The sequence below is a fragment of the Pyxidicoccus sp. MSG2 genome (assembly GCF_026626705.1).
Classification (GTDB): Bacteria; Myxococcota; Myxococcia; order Myxococcales; family Myxococcaceae; genus Myxococcus.
Window position 1 is genome coordinate 2,125,388 of record NZ_JAPNKC010000001.1, and the last position, 24,122, is coordinate 2,149,509.

Annotated in this window: 16 protein-coding genes and 1 pseudogene; 11 read left to right on the plus strand and 6 right to left on the minus strand. The window is 70.7% G+C overall.

What is annotated here, in order from left to right; translation table 11 throughout:
- Positions 1–303 precede the first annotated feature (303 nt).
- Together OV427_RS07515 and OV427_RS07520 are read left to right on the plus strand one after the other, a co-directional pair.
- Entirely contained in the window at positions 304–1,182 is an 879-nt protein-coding gene (locus tag OV427_RS07515; RefSeq protein WP_267855421.1) for a hypothetical protein, read from the plus strand.
- Positions 1,179–5,444, plus strand: a complete 4,266-nt coding sequence (locus OV427_RS07520; protein ID WP_267855422.1) for a putative metal-binding motif-containing protein — start codon at positions 1,179–1,181, stop codon at positions 5,442–5,444. The genes OV427_RS07515 and OV427_RS07520 overlap by 4 nt, the downstream gene beginning before the upstream one ends.
- An 84-nt stretch (positions 5,445–5,528) precedes the next feature.
- Here OV427_RS07520 and gor read toward each other — a convergent pair whose 3' ends face one another.
- Together gor and OV427_RS07530 are read right to left on the minus strand one after the other, a co-directional pair.
- Positions 5,529–6,947: a glutathione-disulfide reductase gene (gene gor / locus OV427_RS07525; protein WP_267855423.1), complete on the minus strand. Its 1,419-nt coding sequence runs from the start codon at positions 6,945–6,947 to the stop codon at positions 5,529–5,531.
- Between the two features lie 121 nt (positions 6,948–7,068).
- Complete coding sequence (locus OV427_RS07530; RefSeq protein WP_267855424.1) at positions 7,069–9,864, minus strand: response regulator; 2,796 nt, start codon at positions 9,862–9,864, stop codon at positions 7,069–7,071.
- Between the two features lie 265 nt (positions 9,865–10,129).
- Between OV427_RS07530 and OV427_RS07535 the strand changes: the two genes are divergently transcribed.
- Positions 10,130–11,323 (plus strand): hypothetical protein, encoded by a 1,194-nt coding sequence (locus OV427_RS07535; RefSeq protein ID WP_267855425.1) that lies wholly within the window; start codon positions 10,130–10,132, stop codon positions 11,321–11,323.
- Here OV427_RS07535 and OV427_RS07540 read toward each other — a convergent pair.
- Positions 11,320–11,595, minus strand: coding sequence for an EF-hand domain-containing protein (locus OV427_RS07540; RefSeq protein ID WP_267863386.1), 276 nt, complete (start codon positions 11,593–11,595; stop codon positions 11,320–11,322). The genes OV427_RS07535 and OV427_RS07540 overlap by 4 nt on opposite strands.
- 117 nt (positions 11,596–11,712) lie before the next feature.
- Positions 11,713–12,108: pseudogene (locus tag OV427_RS07545) on the minus strand (hypothetical protein); the annotation flags it as partial.
- Positions 12,109–12,366: 258 nt separating this feature from the next.
- On the opposite strand from OV427_RS07545, the gene OV427_RS07550 reads away from it, so the two are divergent.
- Together OV427_RS07550 and OV427_RS07555 are read left to right on the plus strand one after the other, a co-directional pair.
- The gene (locus OV427_RS07550; protein WP_267855426.1) at positions 12,367–12,936 is read left to right on the plus strand and encodes a DUF4833 domain-containing protein; all 570 of its coding nucleotides are present in this window, start codon (positions 12,367–12,369) and stop codon (positions 12,934–12,936) included.
- Between the two features lie 277 nt (positions 12,937–13,213).
- Positions 13,214–15,073 carry an RIO1 family regulatory kinase/ATPase gene (locus OV427_RS07555; RefSeq protein ID WP_267855427.1) on the plus strand — a complete coding sequence of 620 codons (1,860 nt, stop codon included), beginning with the start codon at positions 13,214–13,216 and terminating at the stop codon, positions 15,071–15,073.
- 34 nt (positions 15,074–15,107) lie between these two features.
- Here OV427_RS07555 and OV427_RS07560 read toward each other — a convergent pair whose 3' ends face one another.
- Positions 15,108–16,121, minus strand: a complete 1,014-nt coding sequence (locus tag OV427_RS07560) for a zinc-dependent alcohol dehydrogenase family protein (RefSeq protein WP_267855428.1) — start codon at positions 16,119–16,121, stop codon at positions 15,108–15,110.
- 75 nt (positions 16,122–16,196) lie between these two features.
- On the opposite strand from OV427_RS07560, the gene OV427_RS07565 reads away from it, so the two are divergent.
- On the plus strand, positions 16,197–17,195 hold the full coding sequence (locus OV427_RS07565; RefSeq protein ID WP_267855429.1) for a multiheme c-type cytochrome: 999 nt from the start codon (positions 16,197–16,199) through the stop codon (positions 17,193–17,195).
- Positions 17,192–18,727, plus strand: a complete 1,536-nt coding sequence (locus tag OV427_RS07570) for an NADase-type glycan-binding domain-containing protein (protein WP_267855430.1) — start codon at positions 17,192–17,194, stop codon at positions 18,725–18,727. Before OV427_RS07565 ends, OV427_RS07570 begins: the two co-directional genes overlap by 4 nt.
- Here the strand turns inward: OV427_RS07570 and OV427_RS07575 are convergent.
- A complete protein-coding gene (locus OV427_RS07575) occupies positions 18,703–19,161 on the minus strand; it encodes a PIN domain-containing protein (RefSeq protein WP_267855431.1) in 459 nt (152 codons plus the stop codon). The two genes, OV427_RS07570 and OV427_RS07575, sit on opposite strands and share 25 nt — an antisense overlap.
- Before the next feature lie 53 nt (positions 19,162–19,214).
- On the opposite strand from OV427_RS07575, the gene OV427_RS07580 reads away from it, so the two are divergent.
- The 4 genes from OV427_RS07580 (at position 19,215) to OV427_RS07595 (ending at position 24,100) form a co-directional block, all read left to right on the plus strand.
- Positions 19,215–20,237 carry a hypothetical protein gene (locus tag OV427_RS07580; protein ID WP_267855432.1) on the plus strand — a complete coding sequence of 341 codons (1,023 nt, stop codon included), beginning with the start codon at positions 19,215–19,217 and terminating at the stop codon, positions 20,235–20,237.
- On the plus strand, positions 20,237–21,214 hold the full coding sequence (locus OV427_RS07585) for a VWA domain-containing protein (protein WP_267863387.1): 978 nt from the start codon (positions 20,237–20,239) through the stop codon (positions 21,212–21,214). Before OV427_RS07580 ends, OV427_RS07585 begins: the two co-directional genes overlap by 1 nt.
- A 307-nt stretch (positions 21,215–21,521) precedes the next feature.
- On the plus strand, positions 21,522–22,607 hold the full coding sequence (locus OV427_RS07590) for a hypothetical protein (protein WP_267855433.1): 1,086 nt from the start codon (positions 21,522–21,524) through the stop codon (positions 22,605–22,607).
- Positions 22,608–22,699: 92 nt separating this feature from the next.
- Positions 22,700–24,100, plus strand: a complete 1,401-nt coding sequence (locus OV427_RS07595; RefSeq protein WP_267855434.1) for an adenylosuccinate synthetase — start codon at positions 22,700–22,702, stop codon at positions 24,098–24,100.
- The last annotated feature ends 22 nt before the right edge of the window (positions 24,101–24,122 follow it).

Consider the following 24,122-nt stretch of genomic DNA (forward strand, 5'->3'; position numbering starts at 1 on the left):
CACGCGGACCTGACGTCGCGCCGCCATGTTAGTGGAACCCCGCGAGCTGCGAGCATGCGACGTCAACACAGTGGGTCGCGGGAGGGCCCATACCGCCCGTGGTGGATGGCCTCCACGACGTGCTGCGGCGGACGCGCCCAGCCTCGCCGCGCGCGGCGAGGGGTTTCCCCGGGTACCCGCCGCGCGGCGAGGGCCGGCGGGCCTGTCAAGAAAAGGTATTGGGCCTCCAAGGTGTCTGTATTCACCCGCCCTTCAGTCAAGCTCAATTTTTTACGCATTGAGAGGAATATCTAGAATCCTCGGATGCGAAAACTTTGCCATCAGCGGAGATTCCTGACGCTTGTCTTCTGTCTATGGGGGTTCATCCCCCTGCACACAGCCCGAGCCGAGGGAGGATTTACAGAGCGCATCGTTGAAGCCATCCGCTTCTACGAAAACCTCGACTACGAGCTGGCACTCGAGCAACTCCAGCTCGCCAGGAAGGTCGCACGGAGCGCTGAAGACACGGTCACCGTGGCGCTCTACGAGGGAATCGTCCAGGCAGAGCTGGGCCAATGGGAGGAGTCGCGTGCCGCGTTCCGCGAGGCACTGAGGGGCCGCCCCGAAGCGCGGCTGCCTCAGCGCGTCTCTCCCAAGCTGAACCGGGAGTTCGAGTCGCAGCGAGCGCTCGTGGAGGAGGAGCTGAAGGCGTCGCGCCAGGAGGCGCCAGCGTTGGCGAATGTGGCACCCACTCCGGCGGAGGTTGCGCGAACGGATGAAGCACGGCCCACGAAGGAGGCTTCGGGGGCATCCGCGCAGCTGGGGACAGACCTGCCTGAAGCCGGGCTGGCGAGGGCTCCGTCCGTGACGACGAGCCCGGCGCTGGACGTGGTGTTGCCGGAGCCCTCCACCGCGGATGCACGCTCGAGCCGCGTGCCCGTGCTGACGTGGGCACTGCTGGGCGTGGGCGTGGCCGCGGGAGGAGCAGGCACCGTCTTCGGACTCAACTCGCGCACTCAACTGGAGGACGCGCGGAGCTCCATGCTCCGGGGTGAGCTGACCGACAACCACTCGCGCTCACAGCGCAGCGCGCGGACGGCCAATGTCCTCTTCGGTACGGCGGGGTTGGCGGCGGCAGGAGCGGTGGTGACGTGGCTGCTGGGTGGCAGCGCGGCGGAGCCCATGCAAGGAGTTGCGCAATGAAAGCCTTGATTTCGTGGGGTGCCGCCGCGCTGATGACGCTCTCGGCGTGTACAGTCCCCAACCTGGAAGACATCGACCCGGGAAGCAGCATTGAGGTGGAGGTCTCATTCGACTTCCGAGCCGGCTGTATCACCGTGCTCTCCCGTGACAAGGCAAACCCGGCCAACTCGGAGCGCCAGACGTTTCCCGTGATGGACCGCGACGCGGCGACGCGCCTGGTGAAGGCTTCCGTGAAGCGAACGGCCTCGTGGGGCCCGGCGTTGGAGATCATCTCCACCGCGCACGAGCACACGTGCGACGGGGCGGAGGTGGCGCGCAATGCCCAGGAGGCGACCCTGGAGCGGCTGGGCATCCAGACGCTGACGGTCCACCTGAGCGCGGTGGATGCGGACGGTGATGGCTACGTCCCTGCCGCGAATGGAGGCACGGACTGCGATGACGGCAACGCCGAGGTGGTCACGCGCAGCTTCTACAAGGACGAGGATGGGGACGGGTACGGAGCGGGGACGGCCGTGCGGGGCTGCGTAGCAGCCCCCCAATACGTGGAGCAGGGGGGAGACTGTGATGACGCGTCCTCCGCGAGAGCCCCGAACCAGGCAGAGCTCTGTGATGGCGTGGACAACAACTGCGTCGACGGCATCGACGAGGGGCTGCCTTCGAGAACCTTCTACCTGGACTCCGACCATGACGGAGTGGGAGCAGGGGCAGCCCTGAGCGCCTGTAGCGCACCGGCGAATCATGTCAGCGACAGCGGGGATTGCGATGACAGCGATGCCGCGCGCAAGCCGGGACTCGCGGAGGTCTGCGACGACAAGGACAACGACTGCGACACCGTGGTGGACGAAGGGCTCACGGTGTCCAGCTACTACCGGGACGCGGACGCGGATGGCTACGGCAACCCGGCGGACTCGCGGGAGAAGTGCGACCAGCCCACTGGATACGTGGCCAGCAATACCGACTGCAATGACACCCTTGCCTCGGTGCACCCGGGCGCCGCCGAGGTGTGCAACGACGTGGACGACAACTGCGTGGGCGGTGTCGATGAGGGCCTGCCCGTCAGCACCTACTTCCGGGATGCGGACACCGACGGCTATGGAAGCCCGACGGACGCGCGGCAGAAGTGCGACCGGCCCACTGGATACGTGGCCAGCAACACCGACTGCAATGACACCCTCGCTTCGGTGAATCCGGGCGCCGCCGAGGTGTGCAACGACGTGGACGACAACTGCGGCGGCGGCACGGACGAGGGCTTCAACAAGACGTGGTACCGGGATGCGGATGCGGACGGCCATGGGGCTGGCGCCGCGGTGACGGCCTGCACCGCACCGGCCGGACATGTCGCGACCAGCGGGGACTGCAACGACACCGTCGCCGCGGTACACCCGGGCGCCACCGAGATGTGCAACGACGTGGACGACAACTGCGCGGGCGGTGTCGATGAGGGCCTGCCCGTCAGCACGTACTACCGGGACGCGGATTTGGACGGCCACGGAAACCCAACGGACTCGCGACAGAAGTGCGACCAGCCCGCCGGGTACGTGGCCAACAGCACCGACTGCAATGACGCGCTCGCATCGGTGCACCCGGGCGCCACCGAGGTGTGCAACGACGTGGACGACAACTGCACGAGCGGTGTCGATGAGGGTCTTCCCGTCAGCACGTACTACCGGGATGTGGATAAGGACGGCTACGGCAACCCGGCGGACTCGCGGCAGAAGTGCGACCAGCCCACCGGATATGTGCCCGACAGCACCGACTGCAATGACAGCCTCGCCTCGGTGCACCCGGGTGCCACCGAAGTGTGCAACGACGTGGACGACAACTGCGTGGGTGGTGTCGATGAGGGCCTGCCCGTCAGTACGTACTACCGGGATGCGGACTCGGACGGCTACGGCAACCCGGCGGACTCGCGACAGAAGTGCAACCAGCCCGGCGGGTACGTGCCCAACAACACCGACTGCAATGACGGCCTCGTCTCGGTACACCCGGGCGCCAACGAGGTGTGCAACGACATAGACGACAACTGCGCGGGCGGTGTCGATGAGTACATCAACAAGACGTGGTACCGCGACGCGGACGCGGATGGCTATGGGACTGGGGCCGCGGTGACCGCCTGCGTTGCACCGGCTGGCCATGTCGCGGCCAGCGGAGACTGCAACGACAACGCGAGCTCCGTGCGGCCGGGTGCCACCGAGGTGTGCAACGACGTGGACGACAACTGCGCGGGCGGTGTCGATGAGGGCCTGCCCGTCAGTACGTACTACCGGGACGCGGACTCGGACGGCTACGGGAACCCGGCGAGCTCACTGCAGAAGTGCAACCAGCCCGGTGGGTACGTGCCCGACAGCACCGACTGCAATGACAGCCTCGTCTCGGTGCACCCGGGCGCCACCGAGGTGTGCAACGACGTGGACGACAACTGCGTGGGCGGTGTCGATGAGGGCCTGCCCGTCAGCACCTACTACCGGGACGCGGACGCGGACGGCCATGGAAACCCGGCGGACTCACTGCAGAAGTGCAACCAACCCTCCGGGTACGTGGCCAACAGCACCGACTGCAATGACGTCCTCGCCTCGGTGCACCCGGGTGCCAACGAGGTGTGCAACGACATAGACGACAACTGCGCGGGCGGTGTCGATGAGTACATCAACAAGACGTGGTACCGCGACGCGGACGCGGATGGCTATGGGACTGGCGCCGCGGTGACCGCCTGCGTTGCACCGGCTGGCCATGTCGCGGCCAGCGGAGACTGCAACGACAATGCGAGCTCCGTGCGGCCAGGTGCCACCGAGGTGTGCAACGACGTGGACGACAACTGCGCGGGCGGTGTCGATGAGGGCCTGTCCCTCAGTACGTACTACCGGGATGCGGACTCGGACGGCTACGGAAACCCGGCAGACTCGCGGCAGAAGTGCAACCAGCCCAGCGGGTACGTGGCCAACAGCACCGACTGCAATGACGCCCTCGCCGCTGTGAATCCAGGCGCCACGGAGGTGTGCAACGACGTGGACGACAACTGCGTGGGCGGTGTCGATGAGGGCAGCAACAAGAACTGGCACCTGGACTCAGACCAGGACGGCTACGGAGTCGCCGGCAACGTCGTCGTGAGCTGCAGCAAACCCGCCAACCGTGTAGCCCCGACCGCCACCTTTGATTGCAATGACGCGAACAGCGCCGTGAATCCCGGCGCCGCCGAGCGGTGCAATGACATAGACGACAATTGCGATGGCAATGCAGATGAAACCTGGCCAAACAAGGGCAAGGGGTGCCTTTATGGCGGCAACTGCCCTGGCGTTTATGTGTGTCGTTCCGACGGCACCGGCGTGACTTGCACTCTAGCGATTGAGCCCATCGTGGATACGGACGGAGACGGGGTCAGCACCAGCACCAGCCCTGGTCAGAATGCGCAGTGTTTCGCGGACACTCCTCCGTCCAGCCTGGCGGCCAGACAGGACGACTGCGATGACTCGGACCCCTACAACAAGCCGGATGGCGTGGAGGTCTGTGACGACCGTGACAACAACTGCGGAGACGACGTCGACGAAGGCGACATCTGCGCCGGAGCTGGCTGGAAGGAGCTCACGGACGCGGCGGTGCTCGGGCGCGACTGGTACGCCGTCGCAGTGAATCACGGCAACCCCAGCGGCTACCCGGTCTGGCTGGCGGGTGAGCAGGACGCACTCGCCCGGCGTGCCGGCCCCGACGAGCCGTTCGTCAGCTTCGACGGAGAGTGTGGCGCGGGCGTCCGGTGGACCGCCGCCTGGGTCCGGCCGAGCGACGGCCATGTCTTCCTGGCCGGGAGCAACGGCTTCCTGGCCGAGCACACGGGCGAGAGCTGCACAGTGACACGGTTCTGGGGTGAGACCAGCGAGGCCATGCGCATCCAGGGCTTCGCGTCAGGAGAGACCACGACGCTCTCCATCACCGCGGGGCGTGGAATCTTCAGCTGGTCTCCAGGCAGCGCGCCCGTGAAGGTCGGCACGGCCAATCCAGCCCTCCGGGGCGAGCCGTCCCTGCCTGACACGACGGAAGCGCGCGGCTTCACTCCCACGGCAGTGGCCGCACCTGACCCCTCCTCTGTCTACGTCACGGACTCGGAGGGGGCCATCCTGCGCCATACCGGAAGGGCGGGCACCGCCACCTCGAGCTGGGTCACCCACTTCCGTGCGAGTGGCGTGCTGCTGGACCTCGACCTGGCCTCGTCCGCCAATGTCTGGGCCGTGGGCCCTGACGGGCGCGTCGTCCACTTCCCGGAGCCGTAGCGAACTGGCTCCCCGGGCCCACCAGGGGCCCGGGGAGTCATCCCCGGCGTCACGCCGCGAAGGGCCGGCAGGACGCCATCGGGCTCAGTGCGTCCCCGTCACCCCGGCGTCGTGCCCGCGGTCCGCGGCCAGCGTCACCTCGGGGTCCGGCCGCTTGTCGCGCATGGTGACGAACTCCTCGGCCGCGGTGGGGTGGATGCCCACGGTGGCATCGAACTGCGCCTTGGTGGCGCCGCACTTCACCGCCACCGCCAGGCCCTGGATGATTTCGGGCGCGTCCGCCCCCACCATGTGGCAGCCCAGCACCTTGTTGGAGGTGCGCTCCACCACCAGCTTCATCATCGTCCGCTCGTTGCGTCCGCTGAGCGTGTGCTTCATCGCCTTGAAGTTGGCGACATACACGTCCACCTGCCCGTGGCGCTCACGCGCCTCCAGTTCCGACAACCCCACGCACGCCACCGGCGGCTGGCTGAAGACGGCGGACGGCACGTTGGTGTGGTCCATCTTCATCGGGTTGTCGTGGAACAGCGTCTCCGCCAGCGCGCGTCCCTCGGCAATCGCCACCGGGGTGAGGTTGAGGCGGTCCGTCACATCTCCTACCGCGTAGATGTTCTCCACCGACGTGCGGGACCACTCGTCCACCATGACGGCGCCGCGCGGATCCAACTTCACGCCCACCTCCTCCAACCCCACCCCGCCCGTGTTGGGCACCCGGCCCGTGGCGTACAGCACCGCGTCCGCCTCCACCGTCTCGCCCGCCTTCGTCAGCAGGCTCACCCCGCCGTCGGCGCGCTTCTCGATGTCCCGGATGAAGGTGTCCACCAGGAGCTCGATGCCCTTCTTGCGCATCTCCTCCGTAAGCACCGCGCGCACGTCCCCGTCGAACCCGCCGAGCACCGTGGGGCCGCGGATGATGACCGTCACCTTGGAGCCCAGCCCGTGGAACACCCCCGCCAGCTCCACGCCGATGTACCCGCCTCCCACAATCGCCAGCCGCTTCGGCAGCGAGGGGAAGGACAGCGCGTCATCCGAGGTGAGCGCATGCTCGATGCCCGTCACCTCCGGAGGCAGGTACGGCCGCGAGCCCGTGGCCACGAGGATGCGCTCGGCCGTGTACCGCTTCCCGGCCACCTCCACCGTGTGCGGGTCCACCAGTCGCCCCCGCCCCTCCACCACCGTCACGCCCGAGTCGCGCAAGAGCCGCGCGTATACGCCGCCCAGCCGCGCCAACTCCTTGTCCTTGGCGTCGCGCAGCCGAGCCCAGTCGAACGTGGGCTCCTGCACCGTCCAGCCGTACCCGGCCGCATCCTGGAAGTCCTCGTGGAAGTGGGAGCCGTACACCAGCAGCTTCTTGGGCACGCAGCCCCGGTGCACGCAGGTGCCGCCCAGATCACGGTCCTCGCACAGCCCCACGCGCGCCCCGTAGGAGCCCGCCCGGCGGCTGGACGCCACGCCTCCAGAGCCTCCGCCGATGGTGAACAGGTCGAAGTCGTAACGGGCCATGGTCCTCTCTCCTCCAGATGCGCCGCGCGTGTCCCCCAGAGATAGCCTCTGGGGGGCGCACGCCGCACCCGAAGTGTGGGGCCGGGGGGCCCGAAATCCGCGACAGCGGACACTGCGAGCATCAATTCAGGGGCGAGGCGAGCGCCATGATGCGCTCGCGCAACTGCGCCAGCAGCCGCCGCGTCCCCTCCAGCTCCGCCTTGCAGCGCTCCAGGCGCTCCGCCATGCCCTCCATGCTGGCCGAGTCGGCGCGCAGCTCGATGTCGCGGCAGTGCGCCTCCAGGGCCGTGGCCCCGAACCAGGCCGCGTTGGACTTGAGCGTGTGGGCCGCCCGGCCCAGGTCGTCCATCCGCCCCCGCCCCAGCGCGGTGTACGCGTCGTCCAGCAGGGCCGGCATGCTGTGCAGGGCGGTCTCGATGAGCTCGGGCAGGATCTGCCCCGACTGCGCGCCCAGTTCCCGCCACAGGCGCGCGAGCGCGGAGGGCTCCAGGCCGGGGATGCGCGCGGCCTCCGGCAGCTCGTCCACGTACGAGGGCGCGGGGGCGGCGGGCGTGGGGGCCGGCCGGCGGGAGGTGACGGCCTCGGAGCGGCGCGGCTGGCAGCGCAGCAGCGACGCGGCCAGCGCCTCCACGCGGATGGGCTTGCCCAGGAAGTCGTCCATGCCCGCCGCGAAGCACTGGTCCCGGTCCGAGTCCATGGCGTTCGCCGTCATGGCGATGATCCACGGCTGCGCATGGGGCGGCACGTCCGCGCGGATGCGGCGGGTGGCCTCCAGCCCGTCCATCTCCGGCATCTGCAGGTCCATGAAGACGACGTCGAAGCGCTGCTGCGAGACGGACTTCACCGCCTCCACCCCGTTGAAGGCCACCTGCGCGCGGTAGCCCAGCTTCTCCAGCACGAGCAGCGCCAGCTTCTGGTTGGTGGGGTTGTCCTCCACCAGGAGGATGTCCAGCGGCAGCCGGTCTCCCGGGCGTTCTCCGGGGAACGGCCCCCGGCGCGGCGGGATGCGCTCCACGCGGGCCGCGTGCGCCTGCCGGGCCACGTCGTGGGAGAAGCACGCCATCAGCGCGTCATGGAGCTGCGAGGCCTTCACCGGGCGGGACAGCACCCCGGAGAACAGCCCCTCGGGGGTGGCGCCCCGGCGGCCGGGCGAGGTGAGAAGCAGGAGCGGCAGCGCCCGCATGTCGCCCCACTGGCGGATGCGCGCCGCCAGCGCCGGCCCGTCCAGCCCCGGCATCTGGTGGTCGATGAGGGCCACGTCGAAGCGCGCGCCGGCCTGCAAGCTCGCCAGCGCCTCCGCGCCCGAGGCCGTCTCCACGAAGTCCAGCCCCCAGGACTGGAGCTGCCGGCCCAGAAGCCGCCGGTTGATGGCGTTGTCGTCGACGATGAGCACGCGCCGCCCCTGCAGGAGGGGCTGCTCCGGGAGCAGGTGCACCGCGGGCTGCTGCGCCGCGGCCCGCGCGCTCAGGGAGAAGCGGAAGGTGGTGCCGCTGCCGCGCTCACCCTCGTTCTCCACCCAGATGCGGCCACCCATGGCCTCCACCAGCCGCTTGGAGATGGCCAGCCCCAGCCCCGTGCCCCCGAAGCGCCGGGCCACGGACGCGTCGAGCTGGTTGAAGGGCTGGAAGAGCCCCGCCCGCATCTGCTCGGGGATGCCCGGCCCGGTGTCCTGCACGGCGAAGGTCAGCTCCCACGGTGCATCCGCCGCCTCGGAGGCCCGCACGGCGTCCACCGCCACCACCGCGCCGCCCCGCTCGGTGAACTTGAGCGCGTTGCCCACCAGGTTGAGCAGCACCTGGCGCACGCGCGACGCGTCGCCCACCAGCATCTGCGGCACGTGCGGGGCGATGTCGCAGCCCAGGTCCAGCCCCTTCTCGCTGGCGCGCACCGCCAGCAGGTCCAGCACCGACTCCACGCACTGGCGCAGGTCGAACGGGTGCAGCTCCGTCTCGAAGCGCCCGGCCTCAATCTTGGAGAAGTCCAGCACGTCGTTGAGCAGCGTGAGCAGCGCCTCGCTGCTCTGGCGGATGGTGGAGACGAAGTCCCGCTGCTCCTCCGACAGCGCGGTGTCGAGCAGCAGCCCCGTCATGCCGATGATGGCGTTCATCGGCGTGCGGATTTCGTGGCTCATCGTCGCCAGGAAGAGGCTCTTGGCCTGGTTGGCGGCGTCGGACGCCTGGCGCGCCTTCTGGAGGTCGGTGATGTCGTGGTAGATGGCGATGAAGCCCAGCTGCCGCCCGCCCACGGATACCGGCAGCGCGAGCAACTCCACGTCCACCACGCTGCCATCCTTGCGCACCCGCCGGGTGACGGAGTGGACGCGGCCCCGCGCCACCACCTCGCGGCTGGCCCGCTCCGCCTCCGGCAGCACGGACTGCTCGGTGGCGACGAGCTCGAAGATGTGCCGCCCCAGCGCCTCCTGCGGCGTGTACCCGAAGAGCCGCTCCGCCTCCGGGTTCCACGACAGCACGCGGAACTGGCGGGTGATGGTGACGATGGCCACCGGGCTGTTGCGCACCACCGCCTCGAAGAACTCCTTCTGCTGGCGGATGGACGCCTCCACCTCCAGGCGCCCCGTCATGTCCTGGAGCTGCAGCACCCAGCCCCCGCTGGCGCCGTCCGTGAGCGGCAAGGGCAGCGTCAGCACGCGCAGGTAGTACGCGGTGCCCCCGCCGCCCGGACGCTGGCCGGCCAGCTCCGTCTCCTGCGGGGCTTCCGCGGAGGGGCGCGACTCTGGCGGACGCCACCCCGGGAGGACCTGCGTCACCGGGCTGCCCACGAGCCCGGCGCGCGGCCCGAAGAACCGCTCCGCGGCGCGGTTGAGCTCCAGGATGCGCTGCGCGGAGTCGAGCACGAGCACCGCGTCACGCGAGTGCTCGAACACGGCGGAATGTGCGCTGGACGCCAGGTCGGACACCCTTCCCCCTACCTCCCAGTGTAGGTCGGCCCATCTGCCCTCCACCTCGCGGCGGACGGCTTTGTTCGGAGCCCGCATCATGCCAGACAGGCGAGCGGCGCAGCAGCGGACGACGCTTCCCGGTAAGGAAGCCGGAAAGCCCGGAGGAGCAGCGAGCAAGGAAGAGACGTCGCCCCGCGTCAGGTGAACCAGGCCCCGCCCACACTCGGGGAGCTTTCCCTGGTGCTCGGGAGTCAACGAAGATGGGCGGACAGGAGCCTCCCCCATGCGCCCCATCGCCCTTCTGCTGGGCCTCGCCACCACGCTCGCGGGCGCCCAGCAGCCGGCCGCCGCCGACCCTCCCCAGGATTCGCTCCCACCGCCTCCACTCACGTCCTCGCCCACGTCTCCGGACGAGCCCGAGTGGGCCACGCCTCCGGCCTTCACTCCTCCCGCCGCGTCCGAAACGGAGCAGCAGGAGGTGCCCACCCCCACCGCGCGCCCGGCACAGGAGCCCGCGCGTGAGCCACGCCCGCCGGCCCCCGTCGCGGAACCCGCGCGTGAGCCGGGCCGCCCACCGGCGTCGGCGCCGCTGCGGGCCCTGGAGCCGCCGCCGAAGCGCTCCTCCGTGCGCTACAGCCGCCTCTCCGCGGAGTCGGGCGGCCCCACGCTGGTCCTCTCGGAGGCGCTGGGCGGCATGGTCCTCGGCGCCATGCTGGGTGACAGTTACGACACGCCCGGGGGGCGCAGCGACAACGCGTACATGGGGGCCATGGTGGGCGCGCTCACCCTCGGCACGGCGAGCACCCTCTACCAGTACTTCATCCCCGTGAAGCGCAACGAGTCGGTGCTCGCCGCGGGCGCCGCGACGCTGGGCTTCACGGCCGGGGTGAGCGCCGCCAACGGGTGGGATTTGGACAGCCGGCAACGGGCGCTGCTCGCCCTGGGCACCTCCCAGGTCGGCGTCGCCAGCGTGCTGCTGCTCACCGCGGGCGGCGAGGACGTGAGCGACGGCGACACGGGGCTGGTGGGCATGACGTCCTTCTATGCCCTCATCACCACCGGGCTCGTCGAGTACATCGGCTCGCGCCAGTCGGGGGACTCCTTCCGCTACACGCCGCTGCTGATTGCCCCGGCGGCGGGGATGCTCATGGGCGGGCTGCTGGCCATTCCGCTGGAAATCGAGCCCTCCTCCATCCGCGACGTCACCCTGTTCCCCATGGGCATGGGGCTGACGGCGCTGCTCGTCGGCTCGCGGCTGGACGTCAGCAACGTCACGGTGGCGAAGACGGTGCTGGGCACGGTGGCGGGGACGTTCGCCATCACCGTGCTCCTGTCCGCGCTGGCGCCGGACGAGCCCACGCAGCGCGAGCGCCGGGCGGACGGCTCGTTCCAGCCAGTGCCCGTGCCAGTGGTGATGCCGGCGGGCCGGGGCAACGACGCGGTGGCCGCCGGCCCCGGTCTGTTCATGCGCTTCTAGCGGCTGGTCCACCAGGCCTTGAAGGCCTTCCAGGAAATCTTCCCGGTGCGCTCGGTGTCGACGCTGTCGACGGCGATTTCCAGCTCCTCGTCGTTGACGGGCTGCCCGAGCGCCTCCAGCAGCCGAGCGAATCCGGCGCGGTCGATGGAGCCGGTGCGGCTGCGGTCATAGCGCTGGAAGATGTCGAGCAGCTCGTTGCCGGAGCTGGTCAGCTCGTCCACCGCCGCGTGCTCGGGCGCGAGCGGCTGGATGCCGGCGGACGAGGTCTCCACCTGCTCCACGAAGGGAGAGCCCGTGGCCGGCCGTTCGCTCCAGGCCGGAGGCGCGGTGCGCTCCTCGCTCGGGGGCGCCGCCTCCACCGTCGGCTCGCTCGGGGCGGAGGGCCTCGCCGCGGGCTTCCGCGTGCGCGCCGCCGGAGTGGGGGCCGTCCGGGCGCCGGCCGGCTTCGCGGCGGACTTCCGGGCACCCGCGGGCTTCCGAGCAGCGGCCGGCTTCGCGGCGGGCTTCCGGGCACCGGCCGACTTCGCGGCGGGCTTCCGGGCACCGGCCGACTTCGCAGCGGCCTTCCGGGCACCGGCCGACTTCGCAGCGGCCTTCCGGGCACCCGAGGACCTGGCCGCCGACTTCTTCACGGCCGCCTTCTTCGCCGCGCCTCGCTTCGAGGCGGACTTCCTCGCGCCGGCCTTCTTCTTCGCGGGGGCCTTCTTCTTGGCCGCCTTCTTCGATGTGGGGGCACGCCGGGATGACTTCTTCGCAGCACTCGTCTTGCGTGACTTCGTCGCCATGATGAGACCCTCCCTGGACGGCGCTCATCGTAACGCTGTTGCGGTGCGGGTCAGCAGCCTTGTGTCGCGCGCCCCCGGCCCCCGGGAGCCCAGCGTCCGGAACGCCTCGGGGCGTCCATGAGCCGAACGACGACAACCGCACGGGGGGGATTCCCGTTGGTGCCACGTTTCATGCACTCTGCGCCCGAAACGCACGCGGCCCCTGGCGCCTGGCCGCGTGCCACTCCAAATCTGCGGAATCGGATGATGAGGGGATGCGTGCAACAGAGGGACTGGACGTTGTCTGGCATCTGCCTGGCGGTGCTGCTTGGTCAGGCGCCGGTGGCCGCGGGGCCGCCGGCCCAGGGCACTCCGGCGGGGAAGACGCTGCCGGCCCGGACCGCGGACTCCGCCTTCTTCATCGCCCGGAGCACGAACCGGAACCAGGTCCACTACGGCATCCGTGTCGACGCGGACTGCCGCCCCCAGGGGCCGCAGCCGGTGCATGCCTACTGGCGGATGCTGGAGAAGGGCGAGAAGAACACCGAACCGCTGCTCGGCCGTGAAGCGCCCGCCTACGGGCTGGGCGACGTGCAGCCGGTGGAGGCCACCTCCACCGGCTGGCGGGTCCACGTCCGGCTGCGGGCCTGGCCGGACCGTGTCATCGACCTGGACGTCTTCCGGGAGAACGGCCAGTGCGCCGCCCGGGCGTACACCCTCATGGAAGGCAGGGTGGCGCAGATTGAGCGCATCTTCGTGAAGACGGCCTGGCCCACGGGGGTTGACTACGTGCTGCTCAGCGGCACCGGGGTGGATGGCCGCTCGGCCCGGGAGGTCATCAAGAAGTAGGCGCCCCCGGGCGCCATGAGCGAGCCACCGGACAGGCGCCTGCCTGTCTGCCGAAGTCTTTAAAGACCCACCCCAGGCAGCAAGCCCTGGCTATCCTGGAACCCTGGCGTGCAAACTGGTAGCAGGCCGTGCGCTGGTCCTCATGGCAGCTTGGCGTTGGATGGCGGTAGCAAGAGGGACCTGCGAGATGTTCACATGCCGCCATGCGCAGCGAACAGGGCCGCCCGCGCACCCAAGCGAGACACCCGCCCGGACCCCATTGGACTTCCGCGTCTGAATGAATGACTCACTAGAGACTCTCCTCGCCGACGGCATCATCGAGGCCGTCATCGGCCAGTTGAAGACCGGCAAGGAGGCGGAGGTGTGGCTGGTCCAGCACGCCGGCCAGGTGGTCGCGGCCAAGCTGTACAAGGAGCGCCACGAGCGCAACTTCCGTAACAACGTGGGCTACCGCGAGGGGCGCGAGGTGCGCAACTCGCGCACGCGCCGCGCCATGGAGAAGGGCAGCCGCTTCGGTCAGGCCGCCGCCGAGGAGGCGTGGAAGAGCGCCGAGTCGGACTCGCTCTACAAGCTGCACGCCCAGGGTGTGCGCGTGCCCCAGCCGGTGCTGTTCTACGAGGGCATCCTGCTGATGGAGGTGGTGCTCGACGCGCAGGGCCACCCCGCCCCGCGTCTGGTAGAGGCCCCGCCCGCCACGCCCGAGGAAGCCCAGGCCCTGTACGTGGACCTGCGCTCCCAGGTCGTGAACATGCTGTGCGCCGACCTCATCCACGGGGACCTGTCCCCGTTCAACATCCTGATGAGCTGGCAGGGCGCCATCATCATCGACTTCCCGCAGACGGTGGCGGCGGCGCGCAACAACCGCGCGGAGTTCTACTTCCGGCGTGACCTGGACAACGTCCGCAACTTCCTCGCGGGCATCGCCCCGTGGCTGTACGACGCCGCGGGCGACACGGGTGAAATCTGGAATGCCTACGTGCGCCGGGAGCTGACCCCGGACTTCACGCCCCGGGGCAACTTCCGCGAGGCGCCCCGCCGCAACGGCGCGCCGGCCCGGGGAGGCTTCAAGGGTCCGCGTGATGGGCGCCAGGGCTTCGCCCAGGAGCACTCGGAGCCGGCTCCGGCGGAGCTGGTGCCGGTGGTCCAGTCCACGATGACGCCCGAGGAAGCGGCCGAGGCCGAGCTGCGCGAGCTGGAGGCCCTGGTGCTGAAGCAGGGTGGCGGCGAGCGCGGCAAGCCCGCGGCGACGCCTCCTCCGCGAGGGGGACGCAATCGCGCTGGCGGTGGCCGTCCGCCGCCGCGCTCGGGTGGCAATGGCGCGCGTCCGCCCATGGGTGGAAACGGCGCGCGTCCGCAGAACGGGCAGCGCGCGGCGAACGGTGCCCCGCCCGCCGCTGGTGGACCTCGGGGTGGCGGCAACGGCCGTCCCGCGGCGAACGAGCCGCGCGGTGGAGGCAATCCAGGCGCACGGCCCCATGAGCCGCGTGCGAACGGTATTCCGGGTGCGCGGCCCGAGCAGCGTGCCGGTGGCAACCCGGGGGCGCGTGTCGAGGAGCGTGCGAACGGAAACCCGGGGGCGCGCTCCAACGAGCCGCGCGGACGTGGCAACCCGGGCACGCGGACCAACGAGCGTGCTGCGAACAACCCGGGCGCTCGCATCAACGAGCCGCGCGCGGGGGGAAGCCCTGGCACACAGCCCAACGAGCAGCGGACCGGCGGCAACGGGCGTCCGCCCCGGAACGAGCAGCGGCCTGGACGCAATAATGGCCGCCCGCCCCGGAACGACGCACAGGCCGCCGGGGGCAATGGCTTCGCCCCGGCGGGCGAGCCGCGCAACGAGCCGCGTGGCAACGGCGCCCCTCCGAGGGGCGAGCGGCGCGGAGGTCCTGGCCGCTCGCAGCCCGTGGTGGAGACGCGGCCGGCGAGCAGCGCGGCGACCACCGGTCCGGCGACCAACAACCTCCGCGAGGCGCGCTCGGCGGGTCCGGGCAACGGCAACGGCCCGGCTCCCAGGCAGCAGCGGCAGGGACCGAACCGTGGGGGCCCCCGGCCCGCGCGGACCTCGGCGCCCCAGGTCTCGTTCGTCGGCCGGCCGGCCCCGTCCTCAGACCCGGGGCCTCACGAGACGGGTTCCTGAGCAGTCCGAGCCCCCGCCATCATGGTGCGGGGGCTCACCCCACCCGGATGACCACCTTCCCGAAGTGCGCCCCGCTCTTGAGGTACTCGAAGGCGGCGCGCGCCTCGGCGAAGGGGAACACGCGGTCCACCACGGGCCGCACGCCGTGCAGCGTCAGCGCGCGGTTCATCGCCTCGAAGCCCTGACGGTGGCCCACGAGGATGCCCTGCACGCGCAGGTTCTGCATCAGGATGGGCGTGAGCGGCACCGTGCCCGCGCCGCCGCTGAGCACGCCGATGACGGACACCGTGCCGCCGACGCGCACCGCGCGCAGTGACTTCTCGAACGTCCCCGCCCCGCCCACCTCCACGACGTGGTCCACGCCCACGCCGCCCGTCATCGCCCGAGCCGCCTTGTCCCAGTCCGCCGTCGTCGCGTAGTTGATGACCTCGTGCGCCCCCAGCGCGCGGGCCTTCTCCAGCTTCTCGTCCCGGCTCGACGTCAGGATGACGCGCGCCCCCAGCATCCGCGCAATCTGGAGCGCGAAGATGGAGACACCGCCGGTGCCCTGCACCAGCACCGAGTCCCCCGCCTTCAGTCCCCCGTACGTGACGAGCGCGCTCCACGCCGTGACGGCCGCGCACGGGAGCGTCGCGGCCTCCTCGTCGGACAGGTGCGCGGGCGTGAGCACCACGCCGTCCTCATGGAGCAGCATCGTGTCCGCGAGCGCGCCATCCAGCGGCCCGCCCAGCGTGCTCGTCTGCGCCACACGGCTCGGCTCCCCGGCGAGCCACGCCTGCGAGAAGAGGCCCATCACCCTGTCACCGGGCTTCACGCGCGTGACACCCTGCCCCACCGCGTCCACCACGCCCGCCCCATCCGAGTTCGGAATCAGCGGCAGCTTCTGGCGCGGGTTGTAGCGGCCCTCCACCATCATCAAGTCGCGCTGGTTGAGGCTCGTGGCCTTCACCCGCACGCGCACCTGGAACGGCCCGGGCGTCGGGTCCGGCCGCTCGCACGCCACCAGCTTGTCCAATCCGAATCCGTCTCGAATCTCGTAGGCCTTCATGGGGCCGTTCTATCGCGCTCCATCAGTGTGGGGTCGCCCTTTCACCGCCCGCGCGCCTACACTCTGTCGCCAACAGTGCACGCCCTCCTCCTCACCCTCGCGCTGCTCGCCGCCGCGCCCACGCCACGCTTTCCCCAGGGCACGGCACGGATGGAGCCGGGGCCCGCGCCGCACGGCCTGCCCGACTGGGACGTGAAGCGCTGCGAGGAGTGCCACCCGTCCCAGGTGGAGTCCTGGCGAAACAGCGGTCACGCCAACGCTCGCATCGACGACGTCTTCCAGGTCGCCATCACCGAGGACCGCCCCGCCTGGTGCGTGCAGTGCCACGCCCCTCTCGCGCGCAACCTGGAGCGCGGCGCCCTCCCACCCAACAGCCCCACCGAGGAGCACGGAGTCACCTGCGCCGGCTGTCACGCCACGCTCGGCGAGGCCCGCACCACGCCGGGCATGCCCTGCGCAGGCTGCCACCAGTTCGGCTTCCCGGTGCTGGACGGCGGAGGTCAGCGGGTGCGCCTCTCGTCCACTCAATGGCAGCAGGACACGGTGGGCGAGTGGACGCGCTGGCGCGAGCAATCGCATGACACGCGCCACTGCACGGACTGCCACATGCCGCGCGGAGACCACGGCCTGGGCGGCACGCGACGCACGGAGTCCCTCAAGGCCGCGCTCGTGGTGGAGCAGACGCGAGGCGCGCTCCGAATCTCCACGCGAGAGGTGGGCCACGCCTTCCCCACGGGCGACGTCATGCGCTGGGTGAGCGTGGAGGTGGCGAACGAGCCCCTCTTCGAGTCCCCGCGAACGGTGGCCACCTTCGGCCGTCGGCTCGAAGTCCGCGCCTGGCCGGGCGAGCCACTGCCGCACCTGGGCGCGGTGGAGGACACCCGGCTGCGGCCCGGAGAGACGCGCCGCGTGCCCGTGCCCGAGAGCGCCCGCTACGCCCGCATCGTCTATCACCTCGTGTCCCGGGAGCAGGAAGACTCGGGGCTGTACCCCGCGGGGCTGTCGCGGCTGGTGCTGTGGGCCGCGCCAGTGCAAGCCCGCCCGCCGTCCAAGGACAAGGAGCACGAACCATGATTCTCCTCTCACTCATCCTCGCCGCCGCGCCGCCGGTGATGCTCGAACCCGACGCGGGCGGTGCGCACCGGCTGCACCCGCGACGCGTGACGGCGTCCTCCTTCCTGGAGAACGGCTGGAACAAGCACGCGCAGAACTACCTGCCCCTCTACGTCGCGGACGACGACCCGACCACCGCGTGGGTGGAGGGCGCGAAGGGACGCGGCGAGGGCGAGGCCCTGGAGTGGTGGGGCCCCGCGCTCACGAAGGCGAAGTCCTTCCGCGTCTTCCTGCGCAACGGCTTCCAGAAGTCCGACAAGCTCTTCCGCGCCAACGCGCGCCCGCGCAAGGTGAAGCTGGAGCCGCTCGTCCAGGCCGAGACGGGCGCGCAGGTGACGGGCACCGCGCTGGAGGCGGAGCTCAAGGACGTGCAGGGCTGGCAGGAGGTGCGCCTGCCCGTGCCGGCGCAGGTGCAAGGCGTGCGGCTCACGCTCGTGTCCACGTACCCCGGCAGCGCGTACGACGACACCTGCCTCAGTGACTTGCGCGTCTACGTGGAGGGCGAGGACCCCTACAAGCCCGAGGCGGAGGCCGCCGCCTACGAGCAGGTGCGCTCCTTCGCCTACGAGCGGAAGCAGGCCGCCGAGCGCAACGACACCCAGGCGAAGCTGGAGTGGGCGCCGCGCTACAAGGCGGAGAAGCTGCTGTCGCTGAAGCGCACCTGGGAGCAGGGCGCCATTCCCGAGGGCATGTCCGGAGCAGTCGGCGTCCTCGCCACCGTCCCCGAGAAGGAGGCCTACCGCGAGGCGCTCGCTCGTGCGCGCGAAGTGGCTACCCTGTTCGACCGCGCGGACCTGGAGCGCGAGGGCCAGGACTCGGAGGCCCGGGCGAAATGGACGCGCGTGAAGCCCGCCCAGCTCCGGCCCCAGCGGGCCGCCGCGCGGGCCGCGCTCTCCGTCATGGATGACGACGGCCTGGTGCGCATCGCGGGGTTGCTGCACCAGGGGGACGCCTCCTTCTTCGAGGCCGATGCCACCCAGGCGCAGATGCGCGCGCGAATCGAGAAGACCCGCAAGCAGGAGGCCCAGGTGCAGAAGGTCTGCGTGTCGCAGTGCGTGGAGCGCCGCAAGACGGAGGCACCGCCCGCGGACGGCTATGACTGCAGCTGCGAAGAGGAGTGCATGGGTTGCTTCGACGGCCCGCTGAGCAGCAAGGAGGAGCAGCTCAAGCACCAGCTCACCGGCGGCGAGTTCATCGTCGGCCCCCTCGCACGCCCCACCGCCTTCCTGCGCGGACTGACCGAGGAGTCCGGAAGCCGCGAGTCCTGGCTCACCTTCCGTCAGACGCTCGTCAGCTACGCGGGGGACAAGGCCAGCGTGGTGATCATCCGCTCGCACGCGGAACAGAACCTGGAGGTCGGCGAGCCCCTGCGCATCCACGTGCTCGAGTGGACCGAGGCGGGCGGCAAGGCCCGCGTGTCGTCCATCACCTCCTTCATCGTCAATGAACTCACCGTTCGCGTGGTGCGCTACCGCCCCGCCACCAACGCCTGAAGGCGCTCCACGGCCTGCCGCACGGTGAGGATGGTGAAGGGCAGACCGCTGCGGCCGGCCATGGACAGCACGCGCTTGTCCTTGCTCACCAGCCACACGGCCCCGGCGCGGGCGGCCAGGAGGAGGAACATCTGGTCGTCCCTGTCGCGACAGCGGGGCAGTTCCGGCGTGGGTGTCCCCTCCCCCGCCGGCACCACGCGCACCAGGGCCCGGTAGCGCTCCTGCGTCTTCTGCCGCGCCGCCGCGTCCCACCCCGGACGGAAGTTGCGAGACGCGAGCACGTAGCCCAGCTCCGCCAGCGTGTCCGCGTCCGCCCAGGCCGTGAGCGTCCCCGCCTCGAGGGCCTCGGCCAGGGGGCGGGCGTACGCGTCGTCGAAGGCGAAGAGGTCCAGCACCACGTTGGTATCGAGGACGACTGGGAGCGAGGAAGGCATGGGGGATTCCGGGGTGGGTGCGCTATGTTCGCCCCGGAGAACGCGAGGGCGGGATGGAATTACAGCTCCTGAAGTGTCCTGGCTGCGGCGCGAAGCTTCCACCACCTTCCTCGCCCAACGGCATCCTCGTCTGCGAGTACTGCGGCGCCATGGTGTCCGCGTCGGGCTCGGCGGTGTGGCCCAGGCCCGCGCGCCCCGCGGACGACCCGCCCTTCGCGCCGGACCGCCCCCGCGTCACCGTCGCGGGCACGCGCTACGTGCTGCTCGGGAGATTGGGACGCGGGGACAGCAGTGACGTCTTCCTCGCGCGGCGCGACGCGCGAATCACCGAGATGGTGGTGCTCAAGGTGGTCCGGGCCCTCTCGGACGCGGACCTCGTCGCGCGCGAGTACGAGATTCTCGAAGAACTCCACGGTAGCAAGGCCCAGGGCGCCGAGCACTTCACCCGGCTCCTCCCGCAACCGGTGGCGAGAGGCCCCGTGAAGGACCCGGAGGGCACCCCGCGCGCGGCGGCGGTGTACCGGTGGAACAGCGGCTTCCAGCACTCGCTCACCGGTGTGCGCGACGTCCACTCCAGCGGCGTGGACCCGCGCGCGGCGGTGTGGATGTGGAAGCGGCTGCTGGAGGTGCTCGGCTTCGCGCACCGCAGCGGCTACGTGCACGGCGCGGTGCTGCCGCCGCACCTGCTCATCCACCCGAGGGACCACGGCCTCATGCTGGTGGGCTGGTCCAGCGCGGTGCGCTTCGCCTCGAACCAGCCCCTGCCCTGCACCAGCGCGCGTCATCGGGACTTCTACCCGGAGGCCCCCTGGAATGGCGCCGCGCCCACGCCCACCACCGACCTGGTGATGGCCGCGCGCTGCATCGCCTGGGTGATGGGAGGAGACCCGGCGACGGGCTCGGTGCCGGGAGCGGTGCCGCCGCCACTGGCGGACCTGCTGAAGCAACAGTGTGACGTGGACCACCGCCAGGTGGCCTACGACGCGTGGCAGCTCAAGGAGCGCGTGTCCCAGGCGGCGCGCGAGTCCTTCGGGGAGCCGAAGTTCATCCCCTTCACGATGCCGGGGTGGCGCTGATGGGACACGGGAGCTACAGCTACGAGGCTCACGAGACGATGACCCGGGCGCGGTCGGAGTTGCCGCGCCAGGAGGTCTTCCGGCAGGAGCGCTGCCATCCGCTGATGGAGCCGAACGGCGTGAAGTGGCGCGAGAGCCGCGACAGCGAGGCGCATCCACAGTCGCTCGGCATCATCTTCTCGCTCGACGTCACCGGCTCCATGGGAGAAATCCCCGACCTGCTGGCGCGGCATCGGCTGCCGGCCTTCATGAAGGCGCTGCTGGACGCGGGCATTCCCGACCCGCAGGTGCTCTTCATGGCGGTGGGTGACGCGGACTGCGACCGCGCGCCGCTCCAGGTGGGCCAGTTCGAGTCCTCCGAGCGGCAGATGGACCAGTGGCTCACGTGGAGCTACCTGGAGGGAGGCGGCGGCGCGGCGGGGACGGAGTCCTACGAGCTGGGCATGTACTTCGCTGCCCGCCACACGGACCTGGACTGCTGGCGCAAGCGCAAGCGGCGCGGCTACTTCTTCATGACGGGAGACGAGCGGCCCTACGGCTATGTCTCGCGCAAGCAGGTGAAGCAGCTCATCGGCGACACGCTGGAGCAGGACCTGCCGGTGAAGCAGGTGGTGGACGAGCTGCAACACACCTACGAGCCGTTCTTCCTCATCCCTGACCTCGCGCGGCGGCGCAACTGCGAGCGCGACTGGCGGGAGCTGCTCGGCGACCGCGTCATCTGCATGGAGGACCCCACCGACACCGTGGAGGTGACAGCGGGGCTGGTGGGGCTGTGCGAGGGCGCATTCTCCGACCTGGATGCGGTCGCCCGGCACTTGAAGACGCAGGGCCTGACGCGGCAGCGACTGGGTGCCGTCATCCGCGCGCTCACGCCCTTCGCGGCGACGCTGGGGCGGGACGGCATCCCCCGGCCCGAGCTGGAGGACGAGCACCTGCCCACGAACGACGACAACTCGGGGCACCGGCGCCTGCGCTGATTCGCGGCCGATTCCCCATGGAGCGCTGCCGGACCTCACGGGCATTGTCACCCCGTGGGCCTGTTTTCGCCCGGGCACGACCAGACTCATGCGCCCGTTGCGAATACGTCGTCAGGACGTCCGACATTCCCGCGACAGGTGCCGCATGCCTCTCCCCAGACTGACCCTGCTTTCCGCCGTTCTGCTCACCGGCTGTGCGACCAGCCCCGCCGCGAACCGCACTGAATCCACGCCTGCGCCCTCGGCGTCAGCACCCGCCGAGCCGCGCACCGTCCGTGAGGCGCTCGCCCGGGAAATCACCGCACCCTTGCCGAGCAGGCCCGTGGAGGCCGAGGGAGTCCTCTTCCGAGGCCAGGTGCTGGCCGCGGGTACGCCGGAGCTGATGAAGCGCCCCAACGGAGTCACCATCCTCACCCTCCCGATTGGGACCTCCGAGCCAGTGACCTGCCTCTTCTACACGAGCCCCATCGATGCCGGGGCCGCGGCGAGGGGCCTGCTCGAGGCAATCCTCGATGACGTCACCGTGGAGCGGGTGCGCGCCACGGACGTCAAGTCCTTCACGGGCAGCCCCGCCATGTACCTCGAAGCCGACTACTCGCGAGGCACCGCTCCTGCGGTGCAGCCAGGCCGCATCAAGGTAATGGTCCACGCGGACCCCGTGCTTCCCAAGTCCTGCTTCCACAACGAACTGGGATACGCGCGGACCTTCCTCGACGTCACCGAATCCATCGCCACGGGCCTCACCTCCACGGCGCCGGAGCAGCCGGTGGCGCCCTACTACAGCGACGTTCAGGTGATGCGGGTGGGCGAAGTACCACTCGGGTTCCAGTACACCGCGCTCTTCGGCTCCAAGGCGGGCGGGAGCATCCTGGAGGTCAGCACCACGACGGTGCGTCCCGGGGCTCCGGGCCAGCAGCTCCAGTTCCAGGACACCAACATCACCGAGCAGGCGGATACCTCGGGGGTGCTCGTGGCCAAGAGCTATTCCAAGCGGGTCAACGACACGGTCGCCGCGAACGTGCGCTTGCGCCGGCAGCAGGACGGGGGCTACGGCGTCGAGGGACAGGTGGGCGCCAAGGACGCAAAGGCGCAATTGGGGGGAGAGCTCATCGGTGAGGTCGGGCTCGCCGCGCGGCTTCGCGAAGGCCTGCTGAAGGGCCAGGATGGGGCGCTGGAGGCCATGCTGTGGGTGCCTCCCGCCGACGCGTCCGCGCCGACGAAGGTGGTGGTCCGCCCCCGCGCGGAGGCGGGAGCCCGCGCCGCCACGATGGAGTTGGGACCAATGTCCGTGAAGGTGGAGCTCGACGCCCACGGCTTCCCCCAGCGGATGGAGATTCCCTCGGGAAGCGCCACCGTCGTCCAGGAGCGGCTGTCCCAGACTGGCGAGCCGTAGGAGCAGGCAGGGCCGCGTTCGGGTTCGACGCGGCCCTGGGCGGCTGTACACCGTGCGATGCTGTGGGCCGTCCGCCGCGTCACGCCCTGCCCATGAGTTCCTCCCGCACAGCCCACCTCGTCGTCGACCTCGGCTTCGGAGATGCCGGGAAGGGCACGCTCACCGACTGGCTGGTGCGCCGCCACGACGCGCGCCTCGTGGTGCGCTTCAACGGAGGAGCCCAGGCCGGCCACAACGTCGTCACCGATGACGGGCGGCACCACACCTTCTCGCAGTTCGGCGCGGGCACCTTCGTCCCGGGCGTGCGCACGCACCTGGCGCGGCCCACCATCCTCCATCCGCTGGCCATGCGGGTGGAGGCCCGCTACCTCGCGGAGCGCGGCGTGCCGGACGCGCTGGACCGGACCACGGTGAGCGAGGGAGCGCGAGTCATCACGCCCTTCCATCAGGCGGTGGGCAGGCTGCGCGAGCTGGCGCGAGGCGCGGGGCGCCACGGCACCTGCGGCGTCGGCGTGGGCGAGACGGTGCGGGATGCGCTCGCGCACCCGGAGGACGCGCTCCACGCGGGAGACTTGAGCCAACCCGTGTCGCTCGCGCGCAAGGCCCGCGCCGCACAGGAACGGCTGCGCTCGGAGCTGGCGGACGTGCTGCGCGCCGCGAGGACACATCCCCAAGCGGCGCCAGAGCTGGCGCTCCTGGATGACCCGGACGTCGCCGAGCGCTGGGCAGAAGCCGTGCAGGCCCTGCGCCCCCGCGAGCGCGTGGTGGGCGACGACGCGTTGGGAGCACGGCTCCGCGAGGGCACCACCGTCTTCGAGGGTGCACAGGGCGTGCTGCTGGACGAGTGGCGCGGCTTCCACCCACACACCACCTGGAGCACCTGCACCTTCGACCTCGCGCTGGAGCTGCTGCGCGAGCAGGACTTCGACGGTGACATCCACCGGCTCGGCGTCCTGCGCACCTATGCCACCCGCCACGGCGAAGGCCCCTTCCCCACCGAGGAGCCCACCCTCGCGCCCGCCCTTCCCGAGCCACACAACGGCGCCGCGGGCTGGCAGGGAGGCTTCCGCGTGGGCGCCTTCGATTCCGTGCTCGCGCGTTACGCCCTGGCCGCTTGTGGCGGCGTGGACTCCCTGGCACTCACCCACCTGGACCGGCTCGCGGCCCGCTGGCCCGTGTGCACGGCGTACCGTGCACCGTCGATGGAGGACGACGTGCTCGTCCGGGACGCAGCGGATGCGTCCCGCGTGACGGCGCCGCGCCTGGGCCCACACCGCGACCTCGCCCACCAGGAGCGCCTCACCCGCGCGCTGGCCGCGTGCACGCCCAGCCGCGAGGAGCTCCACCTGGGAGAGCCTCCCGCCGGGCGAGCGGACCGCTTCGTGGCGTGGGTGGAATCCACGCTGGGAGTCCGGGTGTCGGTGACGTCCCACGGCCCCGCCTCACGAGACAAGCGGGAGCGGGGGCTGACGGGGCGAGCGGCTCCAGGCTAGCCTTGGGCCCCACACACGAGGG